Origin of the sequence: Bacillus sp. TH30 (genome assembly GCF_016650875.1) — a bacterium.
Taxonomy (GTDB): Bacteria; Bacillota; Bacilli; order Bacillales; family Bacillaceae_G; genus Bacillus_A; species Bacillus_A mycoides.
The window spans coordinates 3731250-3749289 of record NZ_JAEKEY010000002.1 but is presented as its reverse complement, the minus strand read 5'-3'; the positions used below and the strand labels follow the sequence as shown (position 1 = coordinate 3749289).

At 36.7% G+C, this 18040-nt stretch carries 21 protein-coding genes; 1 reads left to right on the top strand and 20 read right to left on the bottom strand.

Annotated features, from left to right (window positions below; all coding sequences use genetic code 11):
• Positions 1 to 90: 90 nt before the first annotated feature.
• The 12 genes from recN to accB all read right to left on the bottom strand — a co-directional run bounded on the left by recN (position 91) and on the right by accB (position 12131).
• The gene (gene recN, locus JFU20_RS21565; protein WP_201038885.1) at positions 91 to 1830 is read right to left on the bottom strand and encodes a DNA repair protein RecN; all 1740 of its coding nucleotides are present in this window, start codon (positions 1828 to 1830) and stop codon (positions 91 to 93) included.
• A gap of 270 nt (positions 1831 to 2100) precedes the next feature.
• Positions 2101 to 2550, bottom strand: coding sequence for an arginine repressor ArgR (gene argR / locus JFU20_RS21560; protein ID WP_002015076.1), 450 nt, complete (start codon positions 2548 to 2550; stop codon positions 2101 to 2103).
• A gap of 142 nt (positions 2551 to 2692) precedes the next feature.
• On the bottom strand, positions 2693 to 3532 hold the full coding sequence (locus JFU20_RS21555) for a TlyA family RNA methyltransferase (protein WP_002015074.1): 840 nt from the start codon (positions 3530 to 3532) through the stop codon (positions 2693 to 2695).
• Between the two features lie 3 nt (positions 3533 to 3535).
• The gene (gene dxs, locus JFU20_RS21550) at positions 3536 to 5428 is read right to left on the bottom strand and encodes a 1-deoxy-D-xylulose-5-phosphate synthase (protein WP_002165084.1); all 1893 of its coding nucleotides are present in this window, start codon (positions 5426 to 5428) and stop codon (positions 3536 to 3538) included.
• Between the two features lie 308 nt (positions 5429 to 5736).
• Entirely contained in the window at positions 5737 to 6630 is an 894-nt protein-coding gene (gene ispA / locus JFU20_RS21545; protein WP_002015072.1) for a (2E,6E)-farnesyl diphosphate synthase, read from the bottom strand.
• The gene (xseB, locus tag JFU20_RS21540) at positions 6630 to 6860 is read right to left on the bottom strand and encodes an exodeoxyribonuclease VII small subunit (protein ID WP_000428422.1); all 231 of its coding nucleotides are present in this window, start codon (positions 6858 to 6860) and stop codon (positions 6630 to 6632) included. Before xseB ends, ispA begins: the two co-directional genes overlap by 1 nt.
• On the bottom strand, positions 6850 to 8208 hold the full coding sequence (gene xseA, locus JFU20_RS21535) for an exodeoxyribonuclease VII large subunit (protein WP_002015068.1): 1359 nt from the start codon (positions 8206 to 8208) through the stop codon (positions 6850 to 6852). The genes xseB and xseA overlap by 11 nt, the downstream gene beginning before the upstream one ends.
• A 26-nt stretch (positions 8209 to 8234) precedes the next feature.
• Positions 8235 to 9095: a bifunctional methylenetetrahydrofolate dehydrogenase/methenyltetrahydrofolate cyclohydrolase FolD gene (gene folD, locus JFU20_RS21530; protein WP_002067081.1), complete on the bottom strand. Its 861-nt coding sequence runs from the start codon at positions 9093 to 9095 to the stop codon at positions 8235 to 8237.
• A 23-nt stretch (positions 9096 to 9118) separates the two neighbouring features.
• Positions 9119 to 9511: a N utilization substance protein NusB gene (gene nusB, locus JFU20_RS21525; protein WP_002067080.1), complete on the bottom strand. Its 393-nt coding sequence runs from the start codon at positions 9509 to 9511 to the stop codon at positions 9119 to 9121.
• 347 nt (positions 9512 to 9858) lie between these two features.
• Positions 9859 to 10251: an Asp23/Gls24 family envelope stress response protein gene (locus JFU20_RS21520; protein ID WP_000807630.1), complete on the bottom strand. Its 393-nt coding sequence runs from the start codon at positions 10249 to 10251 to the stop codon at positions 9859 to 9861.
• A gap of 22 nt (positions 10252 to 10273) precedes the next feature.
• Complete coding sequence (accC, locus tag JFU20_RS21515; RefSeq protein ID WP_002015065.1) at positions 10274 to 11626, bottom strand: acetyl-CoA carboxylase biotin carboxylase subunit; 1353 nt, start codon at positions 11624 to 11626, stop codon at positions 10274 to 10276.
• A 16-nt stretch (positions 11627 to 11642) separates the two neighbouring features.
• Positions 11643 to 12131: an acetyl-CoA carboxylase biotin carboxyl carrier protein gene (gene accB, locus JFU20_RS21510; protein WP_002192509.1), complete on the bottom strand. Its 489-nt coding sequence runs from the start codon at positions 12129 to 12131 to the stop codon at positions 11643 to 11645.
• Positions 12132 to 12602: 471 nt separating this feature from the next.
• Here accB and JFU20_RS21505 point away from each other — a divergent pair, with 471 nt between their 5' ends.
• Positions 12603 to 12800: a hypothetical protein gene (locus JFU20_RS21505; protein WP_012261697.1), complete on the top strand. Its 198-nt coding sequence runs from the start codon at positions 12603 to 12605 to the stop codon at positions 12798 to 12800.
• Positions 12801 to 12858: 58 nt separating this feature from the next.
• Here the strand turns inward: JFU20_RS21505 and JFU20_RS21500 are convergent, their stop codons facing one another.
• Genes JFU20_RS21500 through spoIIIAA form a run of 8 tightly spaced genes read right to left on the bottom strand, consistent with a single transcriptional unit; the run spans position 12859 to position 18029 of the window.
• Entirely contained in the window at positions 12859 to 13473 is a 615-nt protein-coding gene (locus JFU20_RS21500) for a SpoIIIAH-like family protein (RefSeq protein ID WP_201038884.1), read from the bottom strand.
• A gap of 15 nt (positions 13474 to 13488) precedes the next feature.
• Positions 13489 to 14151, bottom strand: coding sequence for a stage III sporulation protein AG (gene spoIIIAG / locus JFU20_RS21495; RefSeq protein WP_002088572.1), 663 nt, complete (start codon positions 14149 to 14151; stop codon positions 13489 to 13491).
• On the bottom strand, positions 14141 to 14773 hold the full coding sequence (spoIIIAF, locus tag JFU20_RS21490) for a stage III sporulation protein AF (protein ID WP_002015059.1): 633 nt from the start codon (positions 14771 to 14773) through the stop codon (positions 14141 to 14143). The genes spoIIIAG and spoIIIAF overlap by 11 nt, the downstream gene beginning before the upstream one ends.
• A gap of 12 nt (positions 14774 to 14785) precedes the next feature.
• A complete protein-coding gene (gene spoIIIAE, locus JFU20_RS21485; RefSeq protein WP_201038883.1) occupies positions 14786 to 15958 on the bottom strand; it encodes a stage III sporulation protein AE in 1173 nt (390 codons plus the stop codon).
• A 10-nt stretch (positions 15959 to 15968) separates the two neighbouring features.
• Complete coding sequence (gene spoIIIAD / locus JFU20_RS21480) at positions 15969 to 16352, bottom strand: stage III sporulation protein AD (RefSeq protein WP_078172833.1); 384 nt, start codon at positions 16350 to 16352, stop codon at positions 15969 to 15971.
• 23 nt (positions 16353 to 16375) lie between these two features.
• Positions 16376 to 16579 carry a stage III sporulation protein AC gene (gene spoIIIAC / locus JFU20_RS21475; protein WP_000020914.1) on the bottom strand — a complete coding sequence of 68 codons (204 nt, stop codon included), beginning with the start codon at positions 16577 to 16579 and terminating at the stop codon, positions 16376 to 16378.
• 14 nt (positions 16580 to 16593) lie between these two features.
• Positions 16594 to 17109: a stage III sporulation protein SpoIIIAB gene (gene spoIIIAB / locus JFU20_RS21470; RefSeq protein ID WP_002088574.1), complete on the bottom strand. Its 516-nt coding sequence runs from the start codon at positions 17107 to 17109 to the stop codon at positions 16594 to 16596.
• On the bottom strand, positions 17103 to 18029 hold the full coding sequence (spoIIIAA, locus tag JFU20_RS21465) for a stage III sporulation protein AA (RefSeq protein ID WP_002165083.1): 927 nt from the start codon (positions 18027 to 18029) through the stop codon (positions 17103 to 17105). Before spoIIIAA ends, spoIIIAB begins: the two co-directional genes overlap by 7 nt.
• Positions 18030 to 18040: the final 11 nt, after the last annotated feature.

The window sequence follows — 18040 nt, the reverse complement described above, 5'->3', positions numbered from 1 at the left end:
CTTGGCTTCACTTTTTAATCTCTCCTTGCAGCGCTTTATTTATAACCGGAAGAATTAAGAAATCGTCATTTGAGAAAAAAAAGCTATCCATTACTGGATAGCCTCTGCTGTCTGTTTGAAATGATGCGCTTGCGTAAGTAACTCTTTCGCATGCTCTGTCGTTAAATCTGTAATTTCAACACCAGAAATCATTCGAGCAATTTCTGTTACTTTTTCATCCGTACTTAACACAGTAACCGATGTAATCGTACGATCATTCGCCACTTGTTTTCTAATAAATAAATGAGAGTCCGCCATTGAAGCTACTTGAGGTAAGTGCGTAATACAAAGTACTTGCGAGTTTACTGATACACGATAAATTTTTTCCGCAATAGCCTGTGCAACCCGACCACTCACACCCGTATCCACTTCATCAAAAATAACAGATGCAACACCTTGATGCTTAGAAAAAATGCTTTTTAAAGCTAAAATAATACGAGATAACTCTCCGCCAGAAGCGACCTTTGAAAGTGGCTTTAACGGTTCACCCGGATTCGTTGAAATATAAAATTCCACATGATCGTAGCCATCCGCCGTAAGTTTTACCGGTGTTCCTTCCACGAGAGGTTCTTCTACATTTCCTACCCTCTTCATAATTCTTACTTCAAATTTCGTTTTTTCCATATATAGTTCTTTTAATTCTTGATGAATAGCGCTTGTAAGATGATCTGCAAGCTCATGACGCATAGTACTTAACAACGTTGCTTCTTTTATAATAACACCTTCTAATTTCGTTAACTGCTTTCTCGTCGTTTCAATATGTACGTCTTTATTTTCAATCGTAAAAATTTCTTGTTCAATTTTATCAGCATACGCTAAAATCTCTTCTACAGTATTTCCATACTTTCTCTTTAACATACGGATTTCATTCAAACGTGTTTCAATTTCATCTAGACGTTTCGGATCATATTCCATCATATCTAATTTTTCTCTAAGCTGGTATGCAACTTCTTCTAATAAGTAATAACTATTTGCAATAGAATCATGATTTTCTTGATACGCTTCATCTAAGTGCGTAATACTCTCCATTTGTCCCATTGCATTTCTTACGTGATCTAATCCCTGTCCGTCTCCACTTAACGAACGATACGCATCTCCTAATGCTTTATAAATCTTTTCAAAATTGGAGATTTTTAATCGTTCCTCAGTCAATTCATATTCTTCATCCATTTTTAAATCCGCCTTACGAATTTCTTCATGTTGGAATTGAATTAAATCTAGACGATGGGCCATTTGTTGTTCATTTTCACTTAAAGATTTCAGCTGTTTTTTTAACTTCTCATAGTCTGTATATACATTTTGATATATGCCCAATTGTTTAACAATGCGATTTCCATCAAAATGATCAAGCATAAACATATGACGCTCTTCATTCATTAAATCTTGTGTTTCATGCTGTCCATGAATATCAACTAGCGTTTTTCCAATCTCTTTTAATATGCTGAGTGTAACAAGTTTCCCATTTACACGACAGACACTTTTTCCGTTCGCAGCGATGTCACGCTTCAAAATAATCATGCCATCTTCTATTTCTATATCTAACTCTTCTGCCTTTGCGATACATGGATGCTTGTCATCTTCTACATAGAATAAGCCCTCTATCTCAGCCTTTTCTGTTCCATATCGAACAAATTCTGCTGAACCACGGCCACCAACAAGCAAACTAATTGCATCAATAATAATGGATTTTCCAGCTCCTGTTTCACCACTTAAAACGGTTAAACCTTTTTGAAAAGAAATATTTAATGCCTCAATAATAGCAAAGTTTCTGATCGATAATTCCGATAACAATGCCCCATTCACCTCGTTATAAACTAATCCCCTATTAAGGGCTTTTCTCAGTATTCTTCATTCAAATAGTTATACTATATGTTTGTATGTATAAATTACTCTTCTAACCCGCTCCATTGTACCAAACATTCGTTTTACGGGTCAATCCACCTATTTTCTAACTTCATTCAAAAAAAATAATGTATTGTATTTGAAAATCCGTATTTTTCGCCAATAAAAATATCTTGTTTACTTTCCACTTTACAGAGGAAAGTAAACAAGATTTTTCTGTTAAAGCATATTTAAGAAACGATCAGAGACAACACCTGTATCTTCAGGTGTACGGCAAATAATTAAGCAAGTATCATCACCACAAATGGTTCCGACGATCTCATCCCACTCTAAATGATCAATGAGTGCCCCAAGTGAATGAGCGTTACCAGGCAATGTTTTTAGCACAAGCATATGTCCTGCCGTGTCTAATTTCACAAATGAATCCACTAGATTTCGTTTTAATTTTTGCAACGGATTAAATCGTTGATCTGCTGGCAAGCTATATTTATAGCGGCCATCATGTAATGGCACCTTCACTAAGTGCAGTTCTTTAATATCGCGCGATACTGTTGCTTGCGTTACATTAAACCCCACATTACGTAAAATATCAACTAGTTCATCTTGTGTTTCAATTTCTTTGTTAGCAATAATTTCCCTGATTTTAATATGGCGCTGACCTTTATTCATACATTTGCACCTCACACTATCTCTTACCATAGTTTAAACATTGGTATACTTCATTTATTTATGTTACCGTATAATCCATTACTTGTACACAATTGTTTTTACAATCATTATACGATTACAACAAAAAGAGGAACAACATATGTTATTCCCCTTTCCCTTTTTGTTTTAGAACATCATGTGCTTCTGTAACAACTTGCTCAATAGAAACCGGAGAATGATTTTCGCCATTCTCACGCTCACCGTGCCACTTTAGATGAATTAAAAATTCAATATTTCCATCCCCGCCTGTAATTGGTGAGAATGTTAAACCTTCGATATTATAGCCTTCCTTAAGAGCAAAATCGACAATCATTTCCACGACAGCTTCATGTACTTTTCTATCACGAACAATGCCTTTTTTCCCGACTTGTTCTCGTCCAGCTTCAAACTGAGGTTTAATCAATGCAGCTACATCACCATTTGGCATAAGCATTGTTTTTAAAACCGGCAATATAAGCCTTAATGATATAAATGAAACATCAATACTTGCAAACTGCGGTAAACCACGCTCTAAATCTGCCGGTGTCACGTAACGGAAGTTCGTTCGTTCCATCACAACAACACGCTCATCTTGACGCAATTTCCACGCAAGTTGATTATATCCTACATCTAATGCGTAGGATAACTTCGCCCCATTTTGAAGCGCACAGTCTGTAAAACCACCAGTTGATGAACCAATATCTATCATAACCTTATCTTGTAAATCAAGTTGAAATGTTTCTAATGCCTTTTCAAGCTTATAACCACCACGGCTTACATACGGCATGACTTGCCCTTTCACCGTAATCTCCGTATCTTGTGAGATTTTCTCCCCTGGCTTATCGAGTCTCATTTCATTCGCATATACAAGACCTGCCATAACAGCACGTTTAGCCTTCTCACGCGTTTCTATAAGTCCTCGCTCTACTAATAGTACATCTACTCTTTCTTTTTTTACGCTCATTTGTTACGCCCTTTTTTGTTTTGATGGAATCATTGTATGAATACGGTCTACAACAGCATCTGTTGTTAAACCAATTTCTTCTAACAGTTTTGTTACACTACCATGCTCTATGAAGCGATCAGGAATACCCATTCGTTCAATTAAAGCACTATGGTATCCGTTCTCAGAAGCAAATTCAACTACTCCCGTTCCAAAGCCACCGATTAAACAAGCCTCTTCAATCGTTAAAATCGGTATATTTTTCCCTAAAAGCTCATGTAAATATGCTTCGTCCATCGGCTTAATAAAGCGAGCATTCACTACTTTCACTGATACTCCAGCTTGTTCAAGACGCTCAGCTGCTTCCATTGCCATCGGGATTGTCGTACCAAACGTTAAAATTGCTGCTTGTGTGCCTTCTTTTAACGTTTCCCATGTACCGATTGGAATCGCCTTTAATTCTTCATCCATTTGAACGCCAAGTCCATTTCCGCGTGCATAACGTAAAGCAATCGGTCCATCTTCGTATTGCATCGCTGTATATACTAAATGTTGACCTTCATTTTCATCTTTCGGCATCATAAGCACCATATTCGGCAAGTGACGTAAAAACGCGATGTCAAATACACCTTGATGCGTTTCACCGTCTGCTCCTACTAATCCAGAGCGATCTATTCCAATGAAAACATTTAAATTCTGGCGACAAATATCATGAACAACTTGGTCATATGCTCTTTGTAAAAATGTTGAATAAATTGCTAAGAACGGCTTCATCCCTTGTGTTGCCATACCAGCTGCCATTGTTGTAGCATGCTGCTCTGCAATACCTACATCAATCATGCGATTCGGAAATTCTTTTTGGAATTTCTCAAGTTTCGATCCAACAGGCATTGCAGGCGTAATTGCAACGATACGTTCATCCGTTCTCGCTAGCTTAAGCACTGTTTCACTAACAACAGCACTCCATGCTGGTGCAACTTCCTTCGGTTTAACGAAGTCACCTGACTCAATTTTATATGATCCTGTTCCATGCCAAGTTCCAATAACGTCACTTTCAGCTGGTTTATAACCTTTTCCTTTTTTCGTAATAACATGAACAAGTACTGGGCCTTTTGTTTTCTTTGCATATTGCAACGTTTCGAATAACTTTTCATAATCATGCCCATCGACCGGACCTAAATATGTAAAGCCTAATTCTTCAAAAAAGACGCCTGATACTAGTAAATATTTTAGACTATCTTTTATTTTCTCTGCTGTCGCAGCAACTTTCCCGCCGACTGCTGGGATTTTCTTCAATATATACTCTAGTTCATCTTTTACCCAATGGTACTTCCCTGCGGTACGTAAACGACCAAGTACATTATGAAGTGCACCGACGTTTGGTGCAATTGACATTTCATTGTCATTCAAAATAACAATCATGTCCGTTTTTTCATGCCCAATGTGGTTCAATGCCTCTAAAGCCATTCCGCCTGTTAATGCACCATCGCCAATGATTGGTATAACGTATTCTTCCGTTTTCTTTAAATCACGTGCTAGAGCCATTCCCATTGCAGCAGATAACGACGTCGAACTATGACCAGTTTCCCAAACATCATGCTCACTCTCGCAGCGTTTTGGAAAACCACATAGACCTTGGTATTGCCTTAATGTGCCGAATTCTTTCGCACGCCCTGTTAAAATTTTATGTACATAGGATTGATGTCCTACGTCCCATAAAAACTTATCTTTCGGACTATCAAATAATTTATGCAGAGCAATTGTGAGTTCTACTACACCTAAATTAGGTGCAATATGTCCACCTGTTTGAGAGAGCTCTTCAATTAAAAACTTACGAATATCCTCACTCAATCCCTCTAGTTCACTGATAGACATATCTTTCAAAAAACTAGGGTTTTGAATTTGCGTTAGATCCACATGGATCACTCACTTTCATTTCATAATCTGTCAACATGTCAAATATTATAAGAAACATTTACACAACACAAGAAATTATCTTTTCTATTCTTTTTATCTTGTCCTGCTTTCAGAAAACACTTCCATTTTTTCACTTATCATATTATACATCATATTTCTTTACGTGATGAAAAAAATAGCCGCTAACACGAAGTGATAACGGCAATGTAATCTACATATATTTTTGCCAATAACAAGAAAAGAAAAACCTTTTCCTACATTTATATCATAAAATGATGAATGACTCAACAAATGGAAACGCTGTTATATTAGTTATTACGTTTTGCGATTAAATCACAAATAGATAGTAAGTATTCATCTTGTAATTGTAAGGAGCTAATAGAATCTTTTGCTTTTGCAATTTTCTCCTCTAAAATAGATTTTGCTCTATCTACAGTAAATAACGTCGTATATGTGCTCTTCTCGTTGGAAGCATCACTACCAATCGGTTTTCCAATCTCTTCTTCTGTTCCTTCTACATCCAAAATATCATCTCTAATTTGGAAAGCTAGACCGATATATTTCGCAAATGCAAGTAACTTCTCTTCTTGCTCTTCTGTAGCATCAGAAAGTATCGCTCCTGCAAGTACAGCAAACTCAAGCAGTTTACCTGTCTTATGATTATGAATGTACTCTAATTCATTAATTGTAAGTCGTTTTCCTTCAGCTTCCATATCTGCCACTTGTCCAGCAACCATTCCTTCAGGTCCTGCTGCTTTCGCAAGCTCAAGTACAAGTCTTACTTTTTTTTCAGCAGAGATTTCTTTTTGCTCATATGCCATAATAACTTGAAAAGCATATGTCAACAAACCATCTCCCGCTAAAACTGCCATTGCTTCACCAAATACTTTATGATTAGTAGGCTTTCCTCGTCTTAGATCATCATCATCCATACAAGGTAAATCATCATGAATTAACGAATATGTATGAATCATTTCAAGGGCACAAGCTGCACCCACTCCAAGATTTCTTTCTTTCCCAAACGCTTGTAACGTTGCAAATAAAAGTAACGGGCGGAGACGTTTCCCACCCGCTTCCAAAGAATATGCCATCGCTTCACGAAGCACATTTGGACATTGTAATTCATTTGCATAGCTTACAAGCTTTTCTTCTACGAAAGTTTTACTCTCTTTCAAAAAAGCATCAAAAGCTATATGTGTCACTATGCTTCATCTCCTAAAGCAGTAAACGGTTTAAGCTCTCCATCTTCCCCAAGGATAACTGCCATTTGTTCTTGTACATCTTTCAATTTCTCATCACAAAGCTTAGATAATTCCATGCCTTCCTTAAAATAAGAAATTGCTTCCTCTAAAGGTACATCACCTTGTTCAAGCTTAGAAACGAGATGCTCAAGCTGCGAAATTGCTTCTTCAAAGCTTAACTTATTTTCCATTATTCAATTCACGCTCCTCTATGCTTGATACGCTACAATCTAGTATTCCATCTTGTAATTGAACCGAAACAGCATCTCCAAGGCTAACATCTTTCACGCTTTTTAATACTTGTTTCTCTTCATCGTATACAAGCCCATACCCTCTCATCATTACTTTAAGCGGGCTTAATACCTCAAGCTTTTGAGCCGCTCTCACAAATACGAACTCCTTCGTTTGAAGTAATGTTTGCATTTCACGTTGCAACTGCTTTTGCAACGTTTCAATTGCCGTTTTCGTTTGTATAATTTTTTGAGATGGGTGGTGCTTTTCTAAATAAAATGAAAGTTGCTTTAATTGATTTACTTTTTTATCTATATAACGCTCTTTTGCTAAAACAAGTTGTTCAAGAGCCCTGTCTAACTGCTCTTCTTTTTGCTCGTACACTTGTCTTGGATAACGGAACGCATAAGATTTTTGTAACACTTGCAGTTTTTCTTCTTTTTTATGTACTCTCTCTCTCATTGCTCTTTGCAATCTCAGAGTTCTTTGTAATACCTTTTCTTGTAACTCTATAGTATTAGGTACCGCCAACTCAGCTGCTGCAGTCGGTGTTGGTGCACGTAAATCCGCGACAAAATCTGCGATTGTAAAATCTGTTTCATGGCCTACAGCCGAAATAATCGGAATCTCACTTGTGAAAATTTCTCTTGCAACTACTTCCTCATTAAAGGCCCATAATTCTTCAATAGAGCCTCCACCACGTCCAACAATTAAAACATCAATATCTCCCATTTCATTCGCTGTACGAATTGCTTGTACAATCGAGGGAGCTGCTGACTCCCCTTGTACAAGTACAGGAAACACAATAACATTTCCAATTGGATAACGACGTTTAATTGTTGTTATAATATCACGAATTGCTGCTCCTGTTGGCGACGTGATTACACCTATTGTTTTAGCATACGGAGGAATTATTTTTTTATAAACTTGAGAAAACAAGCCCTCTTCCTCTAAACGAACTTTTAATTGCTCATAAGCTAAATGCAAGTTTCCAATTCCGTCAGGCTGCATGTCTTGAATATAAATTTGATAAGAGCCACTCGCCTCATAAACAGAAATCTTTCCTTTTACAAGTACTTTCATTCCATTTTCCGGTCTGAATTTAATGTTACGATTATGACCCGCAAACATAACCGCTGCAATTCTTGCATTTTCATCTTTCAATGTAAAATACATATGACCACGACTATGATATTTAAAGTTGGAAATTTCTCCTTTTAACCAAACAGACTGTAAATGCGGATCATACTCTATTTTTGTTTTAATATAGCGTGTTAATGCTGTAACGGTTAAATATTGTTTCTCCATTTCTCTCTCCTCATAGCCGATTCAAATTATTGACAAACAACACCTGCACGCTTTGCAGACTCCACAGTGTTGTGAAGAAGCATTGTAATAGTCATTGGGCCGACTCCTTTTGGCACAGGCGTAATGTAACCTGCAACGTCTAATACATTGTCAAAATCAACATCACCACAAAGTTTGCCTGTTTCTAAACGGTTAACACCAACATCAATTACAACCGCACCCTCTTTAATATAGTCAGCTGTTACCATTTTCGGTCGTCCAACGGCTACGATTAAAATATCAGCTAACTTCGATAATTCTTTTATATTTTGCGTCTTAGAATGACAATATGTGACAGTTGCATTTTCATTTAAAAACAGTTGCCCCACTGGTTTACCAACAATATTACTTCTTCCAATTACAACAACATGCTTTCCAGAAATATCAAGATTCGTTTCTTTTACTAATTCTAAAATGCCATGCGGTGTACATGGAAGGAATGTGTCTTGTCCCGTCATCATACGTCCTACGCTGATTGGGTGAAATCCATCTACATCCTTTTCCGGTGAAATTCTTTCAATGATAGCTTTTTCTTCAATATGTTTTGGTAAAGGTAATTGTACCAATATGCCATTAATGCGGTCGTCTCCATTTAAGCGATCGATTTCAGCAAGCAAACGCTCCTCAGTAATCGTTTCAGGAAGTTCAATTAGCTCTGAATAGATTCCTACTTGCTCACAGCCTTTTTCTTTTCCTTTTACATAAGAACGAGATGCTGGATCTTCTCCAACTAAAATAACTGCTAATCCTGGTACAATCCCTTGCTCTTTTAACTTCACAACTTTTTCTTTTAATTGTGCTCGTTTTTTCTCCGCAACTTCATTTCCTTTGATGATTACTGCTACCATTTTAAGTTTCCCCCTTAAAGAAATTACAGTGTATCTTTTATATTAGATAAAACGCCGTTAATAAAACGACGAGATTCCTCATCCCCAAATGTTTTTGCGATTTCAATTGCTTCGTTAATTGTTACATTGTGCGGAATTTCTTCCATGTATTTCATCTCACACACAGCTACACGTAAAATACTGCGATCAACAATACTAATACGCTCAAGCTTCCACTTTTTTAAATTTTGACGAATTGCTGCGTCAATCTCTTCTTTGTTGTCTACAAATCCTACAACAAGTGATTCTAGAAACTCATTTGTTTCTTCGCCTTCATCTAGCGTATTTTCCACCGCTACTTTCGGTTCTAATTCACCTGTAATATCCATTTGGTATAATGCTTGCATTGCTCTTTCTCTAGCCGTCCTACGTTTCATTGTAACTCTCCTTTATACTTCAAGTCTTTCCTTATGTTTTGTTATATTATTATAATTTATAAGCCGTCAATTCACTTACTCGTGCAGTTTTCATTGATTTTCCAACCTTATAATACAATGATAATAACACAATTTATCGTTTCACACACGGGGTACAAGGCTGAAAAATAATAAAAAGATTAACTTCAAGTTCCATATCTTATCACAATGTACGTTTTTTGGAAAAATGAAACATACCGTTTTATTTTTCTTTTTTTTGAAATAGTATAATAATTAGAGGGTTTTAATTTGTGAAGAAATGAAACGATAAAAAAGATGCCTATTTTACTAGGCACCTTTTTCCACTCTTACACTGGTTCGATTTCTGTTTTTTGTGTTTCGAATGTTACGCCAACGATGTGAACGTTCACTTCTTTTGGCTCAAGTCCTGTCATTGTAAAGAGTGCTTGGCGAATATTGTCTTGAATTTTTTGTGCAACAACCGGAATCGCTACACCAAAATACATCACAACATAAAGGTCAACAATAATATCTTCGTTTGCTAATTCAACCTTTACACCTTTACCATGATTTTTCTTACCTAACTTCTCAACAACATCTGTAGCAAAATTACCACGCATTGCAGCTACACCTTCTACTTCAGCAGCTGCAATACCTGCAATTACTTCGATTACTTCTGGTGCAATTTCTACTTTTCCAAGAGTTGTATCTTGACCCATATCTAACATATGTTCAGCCATGAAAAAAACCTCCTTTAATGTATCACTGCGTCACAAGTTCATGCTCTTCCAAAAATTTCGTGTTAAACTCACCTTTTACAAAATCAGGATGCTCTAGCAATTGCAAATGGAACGGGATTGTTGTATGTACGCCTTCAATGACAAACTCACTGAGCGCTCGCTTCATTTTTGCAATTGCCTCTTCACGTGTTTTTCCGTGAACAATTAATTTAGCAACCATCGAATCATAGAAAGGTGGTATTGAATATCCCGGATATACAGCTGAATCGACGCGAATACCAAATCCGCCTGGTGGTAAGTACATTTCTACTTTACCTGGAGATGGCATAAATTTTTTGGCAGGGTTTTCCGCATTAATTCGACATTCCATTGCCCAACCATTAAATTGTACTTCTTCTTGCTGTAACGATAACTTTTCTCCAGAAGCAACAAGAATTTGTTCTTTAATTAAATCCATCCCTGTTACCATTTCAGTAACTGGATGTTCAACTTGGATTCTCGTATTCATCTCCATGAAATAAAAGCTTTTCGTTTTATATTCATAAATAAACTCAACCGTACCAGCACCTGTATAATCAACCGCTACCGCCGCTTTAACTGCTGCCTCACCCATTTGCTTGCGAATATTCTCATCAAGTGCAGGTGATGGACTTTCTTCTAATAGTTTTTGCAGACGGCGCTGAATTGTACAATCACGCTCTCCTAAATGAATGGCATTTCCATGTGTATCTGCCATTATTTGAATCTCAACATGGCGGAAATCTTCAACGTACTTCTCCAAGTATACACCAGGGTTCCCAAAAGCGGTACTGGCTTCTTGCTGTGTAATTTGAATTCCTTTTACAAGCTCTTCTTCATGGCGCGCAACACGAATACCTTTTCCGCCGCCACCTGCAGTCGCTTTAATGATAACTGGATATCCAAGTTGATTAGCAAGCTCGATCGCTTCTTCGGTATTTTTAATAATCCCTTGTGAACCTGGTACAATCGGAACCCCTGCTTCTTTCATTGTATCACGTGCAACGTCTTTTGTGCCCATCTTTGAAATGGCTTCTGGGCTTGGACCGATAAAAATCAAGTTACACTCACGGCATAATTCTGCAAAATCTGCATTCTCTGCTAAAAATCCATATCCCGGATGAATTGCATCACAACCTGTTAATTTCGCAACACTAATAATGTTCGTCAAATTTAAATAGCTTTCTTTTGAAATCGTTGGTCCAACACAATACGCTTCATCTGCAATTTGCACATGAAGTGACTCTTTGTCTGCTTCTGAATAAATTGCAACTGTTTCAATATCCATTTCTTTACAAGCACGAATAATTCGTACAGCAATTTCCCCACGATTGGCTATTAATACTTTTTTTATCATCACAAAGACTCCCTTATTACGCTTTTACAAGAAATAGCGGTTGTCCATACTCAACAAGCTGTCCGTTATTAACAAGAATCTCAACAATTTCGCCCTCTACATCTGCGTCAATTTCGTTAAATAATTTCATAGCCTCAACAATACATACGATAGAATCTTTCGATACTCTGTCCCCAACACTTACATATTGAGGTGTATCAGGCGAAGAAGAGGAATAAAATGTCCCTACCATCGGTGATGTGATTTTATGTAGGTTTTCATTTTGAACAGCTGTCTTCTCTTCTTGTTTTGGCGCTTCTACTTGCGCTGCCGCTACTGCTGTTTCTACTTCAACAGATGCTGCTGGTTGTACTACCTGTTTCGTTACCGGTGCTTGCACAGCAACAACTTCATTACCACGTTTTTTCATTTTGATTGCTGTACCGTCTTTTTTGTATTCAAATTCATCAATATTAGAGCTATCAATTAATTTAATTAATTCACGAACTTCTTGAATTTTAAACATGTAAAATCCACTCCCATACTCTTGTTTGTCCCGTTTTTACAGATTGGCATCAAACTGATTTACTGTAAAAATACGATGTATTCTATTAGAAAATTTATTCCTATGACATTTACTAATAGAAATATTTACTATTCCCATCTTACGCTAAATTTTTTAAACATTCCAATTTATATTTCTTTATTATAAATCGAAACTCCTGTAAAAATATTATTCCGCCAAAAAATTATTACCTAGTAATAATACCAAGTTTCACACAAAATTGGCAAGACCACTTCCTAAAAAACATTCTTTACTTTTTCAAAACTGCAAAGTGTAAAAACGTAATTCCCTCAGCATTCTTCATTTTATCTACGGTAAAAAAACATATTTTTACCAAATATTTTTTTTTTGTTTACGCGCCGTTCATTCTTCCTTCATAAAAGAATAGTATGTTCAAAGTGTAGCAAATTTATTGTAGTGAGGTGCGGACATATGATATGGCTCATCCTGTTCTTGCCTGCCGTAGTGATTTGGACATTGGTCCTCTTCATTCACGTCAAATCTGGAAAAACTAATCACCATCATCACGAACCATTAATCTTTTACTCACAGCGTATTTCCCCGTTTCCAATTGAAAATACTAAATACAACTGCAAAGATGAAATAGAAAAAAGCTATCGAAAACGATAGCTTTTTTCTATTATTCTTTTATCTAATTTGAAGCAGCAACACCTATTATAATTTCAATTTATTTTACTGATGGATCAAATTTCACACCTACATCTTTTGAACCACCTTCACTTCTTACGAGCTGAATAATTTTATTCGCTTCTTTTTGTGAATGCTTTGCCGATTTAACTGTTACTTTAATGTCCGTTCCATCAGCTCTTACAAGAGCATCCTTATATCCGCCTTGAGATTTAATCACTGTCTCAAGTAATTGTTGCTTCGTTTCCATCGTAGTGATTGCATCAAGATTATCTTTCGCTTTACTCTTTTCTTCTGCTGAAGATTTTGATGACTTCATTACATTTTGCAACTTTTCTTTCTCTACACTACGCTGATCTTCCATTTGCATACGTAGCGCTGTAAAATTCTCATCGCTTGATTGAACTGTTACGCTAGCCTCTTTTTTACTTGTTTCTTTTTTGCCATTCTCTTTTTTGTCTGTTTCTTTATTTGTAGTTTCTTTCGTTGTTTCTTTTGTAACTGCTTTATCAACACCTTGCTTTTCTTGTCCCATCTTTTCACCCGTTGCCGGTGCTGCTGTATTCATTTTATCAGGAGTTGTTACGTAATAAACAGATAGTACAACCACTAAACTTAACATCGTTAATAGCCAAACCGTTTGTTTTTTTAACACTTTATTTCCTCCCTATCAATTTTTCGGTGATACTGAAACGCGATGAGCTGGTACATCTAATAATCGCGTCACAGCTTCTTTTACCATTGCTTTTATTTGTATATTATCCACTCCCTTTGCTACGACCAGAACACCTCGTACTTTCGGTTTCTCTGTTCGCAAAACAATTGGAGTTTCTTTATCACCTTCACGTATAATGACTGTCTTTTCATCAAGAGACTCGTCTTCTACTTCCCTTTTCCCGCCTGCTTTATCAGTTTCACCTGTCGTTTGTGAACGTTTTACTGTATTTTTCTCGAGTATTTTTTCTTCAGATGAATCTAAGTTCACTTTAATAGTTACATCTTTTACTCCGGCTATCTCTTCTAAAGAAGCTTTCAATTCTTGTTCATACGCTTTTTCGTATTTTTCTACATTTGACATATTATCATTGTTTTTTTGACCGAAAGTTGGTACATCTTTATCTTGGCTTTGACTTGTCTTTTCTTTAAACACAGGCACTTCTTCTTTTTTAGGTGATAAGAAATTACTAGAAAACATAAGCGCAATCCCAAGTATGAGTAGGACAAGCAAAAACTTAGGTGTTACCTTTTTTCCCTTCTCATTACTTTCTTTTCCATCCCCATTTAATAGGTTTCGAAAAAATGAGAACCTCGAATTTTTATCTTTATTGTCCATTTACGCTACCTGTCCTCCCTTCCATCTGAACTTGGATTTGTTTATCCTCTAGTTGCCACCTGCTTGAAAAGAAATCTTTCATTTCTACATTCGTTTCTTCTATTTTTTTTGGAGGTTCTTTCATATTAATTTCAATTGGCTTTACTGTTTCGATTGCATCATTTTTACTACGTTCTTTTTCTTTCAACGTCACAACAACAGATTGAATATCTTTCGCTGACTTTACTTCTTCTGCATGTTCCACTGCGACTATTTGTATTTCAGAGACTGTCATACCATACTTTTTCTCAAACTCTTTTCCTACGTCTTTTTTCATTTTGGTAGCCATCTCTTCTAAACTATATGCACGTGTTAGAGCTTGTATTTCTTTTTTCTTCGAATCTATCGAATTTTTTACAGATCCATCTGCTACGTACTTTTCCTCATTGAAATTTGCGATAACTTCATTTACATCTGTTTGTAACAACTTAAATAGAGGCGTTAAAATTAATACGACTAACAATAGACTTACAACGAATTTAACGTACTTTTGCAAATTTGAATTTGGAAGAATAAGATGAAGCATTGTCGCTAAGAGTAAAAAAACGATAATATTTCTAATCCACTCTGTAACAAATTGCATACTCTTCACCTCCTACCGCATCATGAGAGTAATGTTCCCGGCAGCAATAATAATTGTGATACTTAAAAAGAACATAAATGATACGATAGCTAAGCAAGCAAATACGTAAATGATACTTCGTCCAATGATATCTAAACATTGAATAATTGCTCCTCCGCCTACTGGTTGCAATACTGCTGCTGCGAATTTATAAATAAACGCGATACAAAAAATTTGAATCGCTGGGAAAGCGACAATTAAGCATAAAATAACGAGCCCGATAATTCCGACTGTGTTTTTTAATAATCCAGATGCACTAATAACAGTATCCGCCGCCTCAGTAAACATCCTTCCTACTACAGGAATGAAGTTTCCTGTTACAAATTTAGCCGTTTTCACAGCTATACCATCAGCAACGGCTGACGCTGTTCCCTGTACAGATAATACGCCTAAAAAAACCGTCAAAAAGATACCAATAATCCCAACACTAACGTTTTGCAAAAGCTTGGACAATTTCGTAACTTTATATTGATCACTCATCGTGCTTACAATACTTAATATAGTTGCAAGTAATAAAAGTGGTAGAACGATATAGTTCATAAGAAGCCCACTCGTATTCATTAAGAAAATGATGATTGGATGAAAAAATGATACAGAAACAACACCGCCGCCTGTTGCTACGAGTGCAAGTAAAATTGGTAACAACGCTAGTATAAAATCTACCATTGTTTGTATCGTCTCTCTTGCATATGTCATAACTACATAAAAACTATTTAAAGCGAAAATAATAAGTACCATGTATACGACTGCATCAGCGATTTTACTCAAGCTACTCTTTGAAAAAGCAGATTGCAACGATTGCAACAATGCACTGAAAATCGTGAGCATAATGAGCGTTCCGAGTAACTTTCCATTTGCAACAAGCTCATGAAATAAATATTTTAGTAGACCTATCATCCACTCTTTTATGGAGAACTCTTTTTCTCCCTTTACAAACTCCATAAAGCTTCCTTTTTGACTCTCTGGTAAATAGCCTCCATACTTTGTAACAAGCCCGTCCCAAAATTGCTTCACATCTTCAATTCCGAGCTTATCCAATTGTTGATCAACGACGTTTGTTTCTATAGGAGAAGCTTGTACAACAATCGGTAAAGAAAAGAAAAGGAAGCAAGCAAATAATAGCTTAGCTCCAAACTTCCTCAACATTCACTCCCCCTTATCCCGTAGGTAAAAAACCAAGAATTGTTTCAATTACAACCGTCAAAATAGGAATTGCCATGACGAGAATTAAGATTTTCCCAGCTAATTCAATTTTCGAAGCGATTGCACCTTGACCAGCATCCTTTGTAATTTGCGCACCAAACTCAGCGATATAAGCAATCCCTATAATTTTCAATAACGTTTCTACATATACGTTGCTAACCTTCGCTTCACTCGCCACTCTCTCAATCATTTGTAAAATAGAATGAATTTGATCGATTAAGAGAAGAAACATCATGCTACCAATGAACACAATAAATAACGATGTAATACTAGACTTATGCTGATTTAAAACAGCAGCTAAAAATGTAGCAACGAGGCCTAATCCGACAATTTGTATAATTTCGATTCGAACCGCCTCCTTTACTGGAAGAGAAAGACACTTTTAATCTTGTCGAATAGAGTATTAATTAAAAATGCAACATGAAACAAAATAACGACAAAACCGACAAGGATAACCCAATTTGCAATATCCTCTCGCTTTAATTCTTTTAGTACAGTATGAATGAAAGCTAAAACAATGCCGATTCCGGCGATTTGAAATATTAATCCAACATCAATGGACATCGCCTTTCTCCCCCCTATAGCAGTAAAATTACGATAAGTAGCCCTGCTAGTACCCCTAAACTCTTTATCATTTTTTCATATTGTAGTTGTAATGCTTTCGCTTCTCCTTCTTCTCTCTCCAAATGTGTAATACATAAGCGAATATGTTTTTGCTGTGATTCACGATCATGTTGTCCAAGTGTTTCACCAAATTGTTGTAAGATTTCATACTCGGTTTGTTTAAACGCCGTTAACGTCCAGTTCTCCTTCAAACTATCAATCCAAGCTTCTCTAACTGTTTGCTCCCCGTCCTCTAGCCGTTTCGAAAAGCTTTGAAATATCCAATTTAACGGCTTCGGCATTTGTTTGACTAAACGCTCTGCAGCCTCAGATAACGGCGTGTGTCCATACATAATTTCAGCTTCTAATGATTGCAATGCTGCCTTCAATAACCTAAGTTGCCGCGGTCTCTCACTGTACCTTTTAGCGTATGAAAATCCGAAAAAAGTGCTAACAGCAACTATTAATACCGCACCAAATATTTTCACCATACGCCTTGAGCCTTTCTATGAGGTAATACTGATTTTCCATATTTATCTTTCACTTGCATAACCGTTCCTGGCCCTCTCGCTTTTGATAATTCCACAAACCTATCAAATACACCAAGTTCCAGCACCGCCTGTAACGATGGACGTTTCACAACATCATCATAAGAAAATCCATGTGCACTTATAAAAAGCTGAACACCTGCATGTACCGCCTCCATAATCGCTTCACTATCTTCTTTACGTCCAATTTCATCTACGATTAATACGTCTGGGCTCATAGAACGAATCATCATCATCATTCCTTCAGCTTTTGGACAAGCGTCTAATACATCTACTCGCACGCCAAAGTCATATTGCGGGATTCCTTTCACACAGCCCGCAATTTCTGATCGTTCATCAACAATCCCCACTTTACATGAAGGAATTTTCGAAGCACTTACACCTTGACTCATACAGCGTGCTACATCTCTTAAAAGTGTTGTTTTCCCCGTTTGCGGTGGGCCGATTACCATCGTGTTTAACCATCGCGATTCATAAAGATATGGCAGAAGCGGCTCAGCAATCCCTATTTTTTGACGGGCAATACGAATATTAAAAGAAGAGACATCCCGAATCATTTTCACTGTACTTTTTTCTGTAATGACTTTTCCAGCTAGGCCAATTCTATGTCCTCCTCGTAGTGTCACATATCCACGTTTCAATTCCTCTTCCATCGTATAAATTGAGAATTGACTTAATTTATTCAATAAATGGATTGCATCTTCCGCTGTAGCGATATAGTCATAGAAAAACACTTCTCCATGTGCAATACACTCTAGTGGCCTTCCAATTCGAACGCGAATTTCCTCTAGAGTATCGTATTGCTTACAACCTTCAACTAACTGTTTCATCGTTTTCGGTAAAACTTCTAATACTTCTTTCATAAGCTTCTCCC